11 protein-coding genes and 1 pseudogene are annotated in these 10,914 nt (G+C 73.6%); 9 read left to right on the top strand and 3 right to left on the bottom strand.

All coding sequences use genetic code 11. From position 1 onward, the window contains the following. Positions 1–210 precede the first annotated feature (210 nt). From ABT245_RS15655 to ABT245_RS15635, 5 genes are all read left to right on the top strand, one after another. Positions 211–816, top strand: coding sequence for a GPP34 family phosphoprotein (locus ABT245_RS15655; protein ID WP_351733734.1), 606 nt, complete (start codon positions 211–213; stop codon positions 814–816). A gap of 344 nt (positions 817–1,160) precedes the next feature. Then, complete coding sequence (locus ABT245_RS15650; protein WP_351733732.1) at positions 1,161–2,642, top strand: AlkA N-terminal domain-containing protein; 1,482 nt, start codon at positions 1,161–1,163, stop codon at positions 2,640–2,642. 9 nt (positions 2,643–2,651) lie between these two features. After that, positions 2,652–3,134 carry a methylated-DNA--[protein]-cysteine S-methyltransferase gene (locus tag ABT245_RS15645; protein ID WP_351733730.1) on the top strand — a complete coding sequence of 161 codons (483 nt, stop codon included), beginning with the start codon at positions 2,652–2,654 and terminating at the stop codon, positions 3,132–3,134. Between the two features lie 98 nt (positions 3,135–3,232). After that, entirely contained in the window at positions 3,233–3,937 is a 705-nt protein-coding gene (locus tag ABT245_RS15640) for a pentapeptide repeat-containing protein (RefSeq protein ID WP_351733728.1), read from the top strand. Beyond that, complete coding sequence (locus ABT245_RS15635; RefSeq protein WP_351733726.1) at positions 3,934–4,428, top strand: hypothetical protein; 495 nt, start codon at positions 3,934–3,936, stop codon at positions 4,426–4,428. Before ABT245_RS15640 ends, ABT245_RS15635 begins: the two co-directional genes overlap by 4 nt. Before the next feature lie 111 nt (positions 4,429–4,539). Here the strand turns inward: ABT245_RS15635 and ABT245_RS15630 are convergent. Next, a pseudogene (locus ABT245_RS15630) lies at positions 4,540–4,719 on the bottom strand (NAD-dependent deacetylase); the annotation flags it as partial. Between the two features lie 150 nt (positions 4,720–4,869). Here ABT245_RS15630 and ABT245_RS15625 point away from each other — a divergent pair. From ABT245_RS15625 to ABT245_RS15615, 3 genes are read left to right on the top strand one after another with little or no spacing between them, the layout of a single operon-like run. Then, the gene (locus ABT245_RS15625) at positions 4,870–5,079 is read left to right on the top strand and encodes a ferredoxin (protein WP_351733724.1); all 210 of its coding nucleotides are present in this window, start codon (positions 4,870–4,872) and stop codon (positions 5,077–5,079) included. Then, positions 5,069–6,436, top strand: a complete 1,368-nt coding sequence (locus ABT245_RS15620) for an NAD(P)/FAD-dependent oxidoreductase (protein ID WP_351733723.1) — start codon at positions 5,069–5,071, stop codon at positions 6,434–6,436. The genes ABT245_RS15625 and ABT245_RS15620 overlap by 11 nt, the downstream gene beginning before the upstream one ends. 33 nt (positions 6,437–6,469) lie before the next feature. Next, positions 6,470–7,684 (top strand): cytochrome P450, encoded by a 1,215-nt coding sequence (locus ABT245_RS15615; protein ID WP_351733721.1) that lies wholly within the window; start codon positions 6,470–6,472, stop codon positions 7,682–7,684. Positions 7,685–7,814: 130 nt separating this feature from the next. Here ABT245_RS15615 and ABT245_RS15610 read toward each other — a convergent pair whose 3' ends face one another. Further along, positions 7,815–8,309, bottom strand: a complete 495-nt coding sequence (locus ABT245_RS15610) for an NUDIX domain-containing protein (protein ID WP_351733719.1) — start codon at positions 8,307–8,309, stop codon at positions 7,815–7,817. Between the two features lie 92 nt (positions 8,310–8,401). Further along, positions 8,402–9,475, bottom strand: coding sequence for an ADP-ribosylglycohydrolase family protein (locus tag ABT245_RS15605; protein WP_351733717.1), 1,074 nt, complete (start codon positions 9,473–9,475; stop codon positions 8,402–8,404). A gap of 179 nt (positions 9,476–9,654) precedes the next feature. Here ABT245_RS15605 and ABT245_RS15600 point away from each other — a divergent pair, with 179 nt between their 5' ends. After that, complete coding sequence (locus tag ABT245_RS15600; RefSeq protein ID WP_351733945.1) at positions 9,655–10,773, top strand: glycerate kinase; 1,119 nt, start codon at positions 9,655–9,657, stop codon at positions 10,771–10,773. Positions 10,774–10,914: the final 141 nt, after the last annotated feature.

The following is a 10,914-nucleotide window of genomic DNA, read 5'->3' as shown; positions in this document are numbered from 1 at the left end:
TCATCGCCTCCCGTGCCCGGCTGCCGATGTGTCGTCCCATGGCGGGCATCTGCTCCGGCCTGGGTGGCATGGTTGCTGGTGGGCAGTGCTCTGAAGGGGCGCGAGGAACGGCGTGCCCAGCCACGAAGCCACCCGCACCCGGCCACCGACGCGACGTCCCACGGCGGGCATCCTCCGCCCAAGCAGCGCAGCAACCCGCAAGGAGCCGAAATGACCACACCGCGAGACCTCTTGATCGTCGCGCTGGACCCCGCCGCCGACCGCTCCGTCGGACAGGGCGACCTCTCGCTGGCCCTCGCGGGGGCCGAACTGATCGACCTGCTGCGCGCCGAGGCCATCGGCCTGGACGGCGACCGCATCGTGCCGGGCCTGCCCCTGGGCATGGGCGACCCGCTGCTGGACCAGGCCGTGTCGGCGCTCGCCCGTGAGCGGCCGTACGAGTCCGTGGAGGACTGGCTGTGGCGCCGGGGCCGTGACCTGGCCGCGGCGTACCTCGAAGCCCTGGAGGCGGCGGGTGAGGGCGGCGGCCGGCGACGCGGCCGTCGGCTCTCCCTGCGCACCGACCGGACGCGGCTCGGCGATACGGCCGAACGCGGACGCGCCGCCGAACGCTGGACCTCGAGCGATCCCGTCCTGGCCGCGTTGGGCGCCGCCGTGGGGCTGCGGGAGGAGCCGCCCGGGGGCCCCGCGGGGCTTCCCGACACGGTCGTGACCGTCCTGGCCGCCGTGAACGACGCGGTGGTGGAGCTGGAGGCGGTGCGGCAGCGGCGCAGCATCGAGACGGCGGCCTTCGACAACATCTGGCGCGCGCCCTGACCTTCGAGGGCGTCCGAGCGGGACCGGGGCCACTTTCCACACCATGCCGAGGGCCGGCCGTCCCGCCTGAGCCACGTGGGCCCTGAGCCGTGACCGCCGCGGGGTCCGCACGGCGCTCCGGGGCCTGGCCCGTACGGCGCTCCGGGGTCCGTACGGCGCTCCGGGGCCTGGCCCGTACGGCGCTCCGGGGTCCGCACGGCGCTCCGGGGCCTGGCCCGTACGGCGCTCCGGGGTCCGCACGGCGCTCCGGGGCCCGCACAGTGATCCGGGGCCCGCCTGCACACGGCACGTTGATGTCGGATTCTCGCCAGCTCTGCCCGCGGTCGGTGCCCGATGCTGGAGTCATGCAGAAAGGGATGCACCTCGACCGGGAACGCTGCGTGCGGGCCGTGCGCTCCAAGGACGCGCGGTTCGACGGCTGGTTCTTCACGGCCGTCCTGACCACCCGCATCTACTGCCGGCCCAGCTGCCCGGTCGTCCCGCCCAAGGCGGAGAACATGACGTTCCACCCGAGCGCCGCCGCCTGCCAGCAGGCCGGATTCCGGGCCTGCAAGCGCTGTCGGCCCGACACCAGCCCCGGCTCACCGGAGTGGAACCAGCGCGCCGACCTGGTGGCCCGCGCCATGCGGCTGATCGCCGACGGTGTGGTGGACCGCGAGGGCGTGCCCGGACTCGCCGCCCGCCTCGGCTACAGCACCCGGCAGGTCGAACGGCAGCTGTTCGCCGAACTCGGCGCGGGCCCCCTCGCGCTCGCCCGGGCCCAGCGCGCCCAGACCGCCCGGCTCCTCATCGAGACGACCCCGCTGCCCATGGCGGAGATCGCCTTCGCGGCCGGCTTCTCCTCGATCCGCACCTTCAACGACACCGTCCGCGAGGTGTTCGCCCTCTCCCCGAGCGGGCTGCGCGCCCGCGCCCCGCGCAGGCAGACCCCGGGCACCCCGGGGGTGGTGTCCCTGCGTCTGCCGTTCCGCGCCCCGCTCAACCCCGACAACCTCTTCGGCCACCTCGCGGCGACCGCGGTACCGGGCGTGGAGGAATGGCGGGACGGCGCCTACCGCAGGACGCTCAGACTGCCGTACGGGCACGGCATCGTGGCGCTCACCCCGAAACCCGACCACGTCGCCTGCCGTCTCACCCTCAGCGACCTGCGCGATCTGACCGTCGCCTGCAGCCGCTGCCGGCGCCTGCTCGACCTGGACGCCGACCCGGTCGCGGTCGACGATCAGCTGCGCACGGACCCGCTGCTCGCGCCGCTGATCGACAAGGCGCCGGGGCGTCGCGTGCCGCGCACCGTGGACGCGGCCGAGTTCGCGATCCGCGCGGTCCTCGGCCAGCAGGTCTCCACGGCCGCCGCCCGCACCCACGCCGCCCGCCTGGTCACCGCGTACGGCGAGCGCATCGACGATCCCGAGGGCGGCCTCACCCATCTGTTCCCCGCGCCCGAGGCGCTTGCCGTGCTCGACCCCAAGGCGCTGGCGATGCCCCGCACCCGGCGCACCACCTTCACCACCCTGGTGCGCCAACTCGCCGACGGCACACTCCACCTGGGCGTCGAGAGCGACTGGTCCGAGGCCCGGTCCCGGCTCCTCGCCCTGCCCGGCTTCGGCCCCTGGACGGTCGACGTCATCGCCATGCGGGCCCTCGGCGATCCCGACGCCTTCCTCGCCACCGACCTCGGAATCCGGCGCGCCGCCCAGGAGTTGGGCCTGCCCGCCACCCCTGCCGCGCTCATCGCGCGTGCCGCGGCCTGGCGGCCCTGGCGGGCGTACGCGGTCCAGTATCTGTGGGCGACGGACAGCCACCCCATCAACTTCCTGCCGGTGTAAGGACATCCCGTGAAACAGCACACCGTGATCGACAGCCCGTACGGCCCTCTCACCCTCGTCGCCGACGACGGCACCCTGTGCGGGCTCTATATGACCGAACAGCGCCACCGTCCGCCCGAGGAGACCTTCGGCGCCCGCGACGACACACTCTTCGGCGCGGCCGAGGAACAGCTGGCGGCCTATTTCCAGGGCGAGTTGACGGAGTTCACCCTGGAACTGCGGCTGCCCGGAACCTCGTTCCAGCGCAGCGTCTGGGAACAGCTGACGAGGATCCCGTACGGCGAGACCCGCACCTACGGCGAACTCGCCGACGCCCTCGGCAACCCCAACGCCTCCCGCGCGGTCGGCCTCGCCAACGGCCGCAATCCGGTGGGCATCATCGTCCCCTGCCACCGTGTCGTCGGCTCCGACGGCAGCCTCACCGGATACGGCGGCGGCCTGGAACGCAAGCGACGCCTCCTGGACTTCGAGCGCGCAACGGCGCTGTTCTGACCGCGCCCGCCGGTCCGGCCCGCTCGGGCCCGGCGGCCCACCACGCACCTTGTAGAGTCCACGCGCAGAACAAACGCGGCCACGACGCTAGGGGTGGTATGTCGGCCAGTGACGTGCAGGTCTGGACCGGGATCCTCGGCACGTTCGTCACGGTGGGCGTCAGCGTCCTCGGGGTGCTGAACTTCCAGCGGAAACGGGACAGATCGGCCGCGGTCGGCGCGGCGTTCAAGGACGTGGTGGAATCCCTGGCGTCGGACAACACGACCCAGCAGATGGCCGCGGCCATCCTGATGCGCCGGTTCTTCGACAACAACTCCGAACAGGGCGCGGGCCGCACCCCCTACGCCAACGAGGCCATCGCCGTGATCGCCGGACTGCTGCGCAAGTCCGAGACGGGCCAGATCCAGAAGGTCCTCGCCGACGGACTGCGCTACGCACCGTCCCTGTCCGGCGCCGATCTACAGGGGTGCAACCTGGCCCGCTCCTATCTCGGCAGCCGGGAAGGCGACAAGAAGGTCGTCGACCTCAGCGACGCCGACCTGTTCGAGGCCGATCTCACCGGCGCCTCCCTGCGCGGCGTCACCGCGGCGAGGGCGGTCTTCTACCGTGCCACCCTCGTCGACGCCGTACTCGTCGACGCCGTTCTGGTCGGCGCGGACTTCCGCGCGGCCCGGCTGGCCGGCGCCACCTTCACCGGCGCCCGGCTCGACGGCGCGCAGTTCTCCGAGGCCGTGGACATCCCCGCGGACATAGCGAGCCGGTTGGACGCGCAGGGAAGAGTGACGAGCGAAGACACCGCATGACGCACCGCGACATGGGACCCGTCCGCGTCTTCCTCGGGGCGCCGTCCATCCTCACCCCGGCCCAGCAGAGCACACTGGACCGCTGGGTCGGCTGGCTCGAACAGCGGTCGTGCCAGGTCATCCGCCTGGGCCGGGACGGCCACGGCGACGACCCCTGGCACACCCTGCCCCGACTGCTCGCACAGGTCGACGGCGTGGTGCTGCTCGGCTTCCGGCAGTTGCACGCACCCGACGCGGTGTGGCGCCCGGACACCGAGGAGGAGAGCCGGTCCGCGCGGTGCTGGACCTCACCGTGGCTGCAACTGGAGGCCGGTATGGCGGTGGCCCGGTCGCTGCCGGTCCTCGTCGCGCCCGAGGACGACGTGGCCGAAGGGGTCTTCCAGCCGCAGACGTGGAACGCGCGGGTACGGGGAACGCGGCTGACCCCGCCGGGCACCGGCACCGGCGACTGGCTGGACGCCGTCCGCGCGCACCGGGAACACCGCCGGTGACGGCACCGGGCGAGCGCACGCGGATCAGCCGGCACCGGGCGAGCGCACGCGGATCAGCCGGCACCGGGCGAGCACACGCGGATCAGCCGGCGCCGGGCGAGCGCGCCCGGGTCAGCCGGCGCCGCCCTCCCGTACCCGGGCCGGCAGTGCCGGCAGGTACGTGCCGATCGGCTCGCGGACGACCTCCTGCGCGCGGTCGTCGTACGGCGTCGGCCCGGCGTTGACGATGATCAGCCGGGCCCCGTTGTCGCCGGCCACGCCGGCCAGTCCCGCGGCCGGCTGGACCCGCAGACGGCGAACGGATATCGGGGCGGCGGTCGTTTAGCCGCACCGGCGTGACGGGCCCGCGCGGACCGGCCGGCTTTCGTCCCGGCGAGCGCTCGGTGCCCGCCGGGACTACAAAGGAATGAGGGTCCGGCCTGCCGGAGGGAGCGACCAGCGATGCAGATCGTGGTGGACCTTACCCGTTGTCAGGGCTATGCGCAGTGCGTGTTCCTCGCCCCGGAGGTGTTCACACTGCACGACGAGGAGGCGTTGCTGTACCACCCGGCCGTTCCCGAAGGGCAACGCGAACGCGCCCGTCAGGCAGCGGCGGCCTGCCCCGTCCAGGCCATCCTGCTGGGCGAGGAGGTGAACCCCGGTGCCCGCTGACCTTCTGCAGAGCCGGATCGTCGTCGTCGGCGCGTCGCTGGCCGGGCTGCGGGCCGCGGAGAAACTGCGCGACGAGGGTTTCACCGGCCCGCTGACCATCGTCGGGGACGAGCCCCATCCGCCCTACGACCGTCCCCCGCTGTCCAAACAGGTCCTGTTCGGCAAGGTTCCGGCGTACTCCACGGGGTTGCCCATGCGCCGTGATCCGCAGGCCGAGTGGCGGCTCGGCGTGCGCGCCACCGGGCTGGACACGGCCGGTAAACGGGTGCTGCTGGCCGACGGGGAGTCACTGCCGTACGACAGGGTGCTGATCGCCACCGGAACGCGGGCCCGGCCGTGGCCGCATCCGCAGGAGGCGGCCCTTGACGGGGTGTTCACCCTGCGTACCAGCGACGACGCGGAACAGCTGGCGGAGCGGCTGAACGCCGGACCGCGCCGGGTCCTGGTGATCGGCGGGGGCTTCACCGGCTCCGAGATCGCCTCGGCCTGCCGGGAGCGGGGCATCGCCGTCACCGTCACCGAACGCGGGCCGGCACCGCTGGTGGGCGCGCTCGGCGGGACGCTCGCCAAACTCGCCGCCGCCATGCAGCGCAACCACGGCGTGGACCTGCGCTGCGGGGTCACCGTCACCGCGCTGCGCGGCGACGGCCACTTCACCGGCGCCGACCTCTCCGACGGCAGCCGTATCGACGCGGATGTGTGCGTCGTCGCCATGGGGGCGGTCCGCAACGTCGAATGGCTGGCGGAGTCCGGGCTGGCCGCAGGGGCGCGCGGGATCGCCTGCGACGCCGGGTGCCGCGCCTTCACCATGTACGGGCTCGTCACCGACGACGTGTTCGTGGCCGGCGACGTCTCCCGCTTCCCGCACCCGCTCTTCGACTACCAGATGCTCTCGCTGGAGCACTGGCGCAACGCGGTCGACCAGGCGGAGGTCGCCGCCCACAACATGGTCAGCCCGGAACCCGAGCGGCGCCCGCACCTGACGGTCCCCACCTTCTGGTCGAGCCAGTTCGGACTCAACATCAAGTCCGTGGGCGTGCCCACGTTCTCCGACCAAGTGGTCATCGCGCAGGGCTCGTTGCAGGCACGCAGGCTCGCGATGGTCTACGGCTTCCGGGGCCGGGTGACCGCCGCTGTCACCGTCGACATGGCCAAGTCGCTGGAGTACTACCGGAACCTGATCGAGACCGCCGCGCCGTTCCCGCCGCCGCCCGGCGCCTCCGACCGCGGGCCGGCGGCCGAGGTGCCGGTGCCCTCCGATGTGCCGGATCCGAGCGGCCTCTACCACGGACCCACCGTCGCCCTCACCGGCCATCTGCCGGACCGCCGGCTGGTCATGATGCGGCCCACCCGGTGACCTGTCGCCCCGCCCGTCCATGAGGAGTCCCCCATGACCGCCGAGACCCTGCTGGAGCGGATCACCGACTACGCCAACCGCCCCGACCCGTGGCCGCTGTACGCGCAGCTGCGGGAGGCCGGCCCCGTGGTGCGGCAGGCGGACGGCAGTCATCTGGTCGGCACCTACCACGAGATCCTGGCCCTGCTGCACGATCCGCGGATCAGCGCGGACCGGCGCAGCCGCACCACCGGGCCACCCGAGCCGGCCGGTGAGCTGCCGAAGCCGCCGTTCCTGCGGCTGGACGACCCCGAGCACCACCGGCTGCGCACCCTCGCCATGCGGCCGTTCGGCCCGCCGCACAGCCCCGCCCGGATCGACGCCCTGCGCGGCGAGATCACCCGGATCACCGAGGAACTGACCGAGTCGCTTCGGGGCCGCGAACGGGTCGACATCGTCGACGACTTCGCCTATCCGCTGCCCGTCACCGTCATCTGCCGGCTGCTCGGCGTCCCGCGCAAGGACGAGCCGATGTTCCGCGAGTGGACCGACGCGCTCGTCGCCTCCGCCGACATCGGACCCGAGGAGGACACCGACCAGCCGGACAAGGCCGCCCTGCAGGCCCGGCAGGAGATGGGCCACTATCTGCTCGACCTCGCCGACCAGCGCCGCGGCCGGCCGACCGGCGACCTGCTGTCCGCCTTCGTCAACGAACCGGACCCCGACCAGCGGCTGACCCCCGACGAACTGGCGTCGACCGCCGTGCTCCTGCTCATCGCCGGACACGAGACCACCGTCAACCTGATCACCAACGGCGTCCTCACCCTGCTGCGCCGGCCCGACCAACTCGACCTGCTGCGCCGCGATCTGGGCCTGCTGCCGCGCGCCGTGGAGGAACTTCTGCGCTATGAGCCCCCGGTCCATATGCGTGAGCGCATCCCGCTCGCCGATGTGGACATCGCGGGCACCACCCTGCCCAAGGGCATCCCGGTGGTGCTCGCGATGGCGTCGGGCAACCGCGACCCCCGACGCTTCCCCGACCCCGACCGGTTCGATCCCACCCGCCCCGACAACGAGCATCTCGGCTTCGGCAGCGGCGTCCACCTCTGCTACGGCGCCCCGCTCGCCCGTATCGAGGCGCAGGCCGCCCTGGCCGCGCTCATGCCTCGCCTAGGCAGCGCGACCCTGATGCAGGATCCGCCGCCCTACCGGGCCAACGCCATGCTCCGCGGGCCCCGCCATCTCCCTCTGGAGTTCGCCCCGGACTGACAACACGGGTCCTTCACAGGTGAACCTGGCAGCCCGTCGTGGGGTGTTGTGTCGGTGGTCGGCTGCGGGTGTGTTGTGGTTGGTCGCGCGGTTCCCCGCGCCCCTTTGCCGTGCCGTTCGCCGACCGGTGTCAGCCCACCCGGTGGCCGTTCTCCAACTCGGCCGTGCCGGTGCCGTCGGCGAGCATGTCCAGCGCGACCAGGACGCGGCGGCCCAGGGCGCCGGGCAGATGACCGGCCAGCTCCCCGCGGGGGACCAGTCGCCATGACAGCAACTCCTCCTCCTGGAGCCGGATCGAGCCGAGGTCGTCCGAGGACAGGACACCGCCGTCGTACAGGTAGGCGACCTGCGGCGGACGTCCCGTGCCGTGCACCCAGTCCACGGCGAGCAGCCGGCCCGGTGTGACGTCGAGGCCGATCTCCTCGGCCGTCTCCCGGCGCGCACCCTGGCGTGGTGTCTCGCCGTCGTCGGACTCGACCGTGCCGCCCGGAAGCGCCCAGCCAGGACGGTAGTTGGGCTCGACGAGCAGCACACGCTCCTCGGTGTCCCGGAACAGGACGGCGGCCCCGGCGAGTACCCGGGGCAGGCCCGCGATGTAGGTGGCGAAGTCTTGTGTTGTGGCCATCCGCGAAGCGTAACCAGCCTGCCCGGCCGCCCCTCCACCGCGCTCCCCGCTGCCGGCGGCGACCGGCTGAAGACGCCTCGGCCGCCGCGCCGCTAATCCGCCGTAGCGGCCAGCCGGAGGGTGCGTTCGGCGAGGTCGGTGATGCTCGCCCCGTCGAAGCCGAACACCGCGCTGCGGACCGTGTCCTCCAGCGGGTCCTTCCAGTGGTCCGGGATGGCTGTCGCGCCGGTCAGGACGCCCGCCACCGAACCGGCGGTCGCTCCGTTGGAGTCGGTGTCCAGACCGCCGCGGACGGTGAGCGCGATGGTGCGGGTGAAGTCGCCCTCGCCGTAAAGGAGTCCGGCGGTGAGCACGGCCACGTTCGGGACCGTGTGGATCCAGCCGAGCCCCCCGGTCTCCCGTGTCACCGTGGACAGGGTGTCCTCCCAGGACATGCGGGTCTCGTGGAGCGAGACGACCCGGCGCACCGTACGGGCCAGTCGGCTGCTCGCCGGGATCACGGCGAGCGCGTCATCGACCGCGTGCCGCACGGTGGGCGCCGTGAACGCAGCGGAGATCAGCGCCGCCGCCCACATCGCGCCGTACACCCCGTTGCCGGTGTGCGACAGCACGGCGTCCCGGCGGGCCAGCGAGGCGGCCCGGCGCGGGGCGCCCGGGTGGGTCCAGCCGTGGATGTCGGCGCGGATCAGCGCGCCGATCCACTCCTGGTACGGGTTGTCGTACGTCGCCGTCAGCGGCGGCTTCAGCCCGTCCGTGAGATTGCGGTACGCCGCCCGTTCCGCGGTGAACGTCTGCAGATACGGCAGCCTGAGCAGCCACACCTCGCCGACCTGCTCGGTGCTGAAGCCGAAGCCGTGGGTCTCCAGCAGATGCAGGCCGAGGATCGCGTAGTCGACGTCGTCGTCGCGGCAGCTGCCGTGGACCCGGCCGCGCACACACTGCGTCCACTCCGGGCGCAGCGCGGCGCGGTCGCGCTCGTCGGCGGGCTCGGGGAGGTAGTCGGTGAGCGGCAGGGCGTCCGCCCGCCGCAGATAGCGGTCGATGCGGTCGCGTGTCCACAGATCGCCGCGCTCGACCGGCTTGCCGAGCATGTTGCCCGCGATGCGGCCCAGCCAGCCACCGAGGACACGGTCGGCGAGTCGGCGTTCGGTGCGCACAGGGGTCATGGCTTCGGTCTACCCGATTCCGGCGTGCCGCCACGCGGCGTTCGGGGGCACAGCAGGGGCATGACGGCCAGGCCGTCCGCCGGTTAAGGTCACAGCGGCGCGACTGGCCCCGATGTGCGCGGGGCCCGCAGAGCAAGGGGTGGAAGGTGGCGGACGCTGCAGTGGACGGGACCCGACGGGTGCTCGTCGCCGCGGACAAGTTCAAGGGCTCGCTGACGGCCGCACAGGTCGCCGAGCGGGTGACGGCCGGGCTGCGCCGGGTCGTGCCGGACCTGGAGGTGGAGGCGCTGCCCGTGGCCGACGGCGGCGACGGGACCGTGGCCGCGGCGGTCGCGGCCGGTTTCGAGCGGCGGCGGGCCCTGGTCGCCGGGCCGCTCGGCCGGCAGGTGACGGCGGCGTTCGCGCTGCGCGGCGACACCGCGGTCGTGGAGATGGCGGAGGCCAGCGGCCTGCAACGGCTGCCGGCCGGAGCGTTCGCGCCGCTGACGGCGTCCACGTACGGCTCCGGTGAGCTGCTGCGGGCCGCGCTGGACGCGGGCGCCCGGACGATCGTGTTCGGCGTGGGCGGCAGCGCGACGACCGACGGCGGGGCCGGGATGCTGTCCGCGCTGGGCGCGCGGTTCCTGGACGGGGACGGCGAACCGGTGCCGCCGGGCGGCGGCGGGCTGGCCGAGCTGGCGCGGGCCGATCTGTCCGGTCTCGACCCGAGGCTCGCCGAGGTCGAGCTGGTGCTCGCCAGTGATGTGGACAATCCGCTGACCGGCCCGAAGGGCGCGCCCGCGGTGTACGGGCCGCAGAAGGGGGCGTCGCCGGACGACGTGGCCGCGCTGGACGCCGCGCTGGCGCACTACGTCGAAGTGCTGGAGGCCGCGGCCGGGCCGCGGGCGACCGGGTGCGCGGCGGCGCCCGGGGCGGGGGCGGCGGGCGGCATCGGGTACGGGGCGCTGCTCCTGGGGGCGCGGTTCCGTCCCGGTATCGAGGTCATGCTGGACGTGCTGGGTTTCACACCCGCGCTGGACCGGGCCACGCTGGTGATCACCGGCGAGGGCTCCCTGGACGAACAGACACTGCACGGCAAGGCCCCGGCCGGGGTCGCCGCGGCGGCCCATGCGGCGGGCAAGGAGGTGGTCGCGGTGTGCGGCCGGTTGGCGCTGTCGCCGCGGGCGCTGGGCCTGGCCGGGATCCGGCGGGCGTATGCGTTGACGGAGGTCGAGCCGGATGTGTCCCGGTGCTTGGCGGAGGCGGGCCCGCTCCTGGAACGCGTCGCCACCCGTATCGCGCACGACTTCCTGGTCTGAGACACCGAGACACGGAGACACCGAGACATCACTCAGGGCATCAAAAGGGAGGGGGGGGGGCCCCCCCCCCGCGGGCGCCCCCCCCCCCCCCCCCGGCCGCCCGCGGCGCCGCGGGGGGGGCGCGGCGGCCGCCGCCGCGCG

Origin of the sequence: Streptomyces sp. NPDC001508 (assembly GCF_040298665.1) — a bacterium.
Taxonomy (GTDB): domain Bacteria; phylum Actinomycetota; class Actinomycetes; order Streptomycetales; family Streptomycetaceae; genus Streptomyces.
This window is presented reverse-complemented; position numbering and strand designations above follow the sequence as displayed.

Excerpts from the sequence above, each read along its gene's own strand:
- ABT245_RS15615 (WP_351733721.1), top strand. The coding sequence starts at position 6,470 with ATGACCGCCGAGACCCTGCTGGAGCGGATCACCGACTACGCCAACCGC.
- ABT245_RS15655 (WP_351733734.1), top strand. The coding sequence starts at position 211 with ATGACCACACCGCGAGACCTCTTGATCGTCGCGCTGGACCCCGCCGCC.
- ABT245_RS15610 (WP_351733719.1), bottom strand. The coding sequence starts at position 8,309 with ATGGCCACAACACAAGACTTCGCCACCTACATCGCGGGCCTGCCCCGG.
- ABT245_RS15650 (WP_351733732.1), top strand. The coding sequence starts at position 1,161 with ATGCAGAAAGGGATGCACCTCGACCGGGAACGCTGCGTGCGGGCCGTG.
- ABT245_RS15605 (WP_351733717.1), bottom strand. The coding sequence starts at position 9,475 with ATGACCCCTGTGCGCACCGAACGCCGACTCGCCGACCGTGTCCTCGGT.
- ABT245_RS15625 (WP_351733724.1), top strand. The coding sequence starts at position 4,870 with ATGCAGATCGTGGTGGACCTTACCCGTTGTCAGGGCTATGCGCAGTGC.
- ABT245_RS15640 (WP_351733728.1), top strand. The coding sequence starts at position 3,233 with ATGTCGGCCAGTGACGTGCAGGTCTGGACCGGGATCCTCGGCACGTTC.
- ABT245_RS15635 (WP_351733726.1), top strand. The coding sequence starts at position 3,934 with ATGACGCACCGCGACATGGGACCCGTCCGCGTCTTCCTCGGGGCGCCG.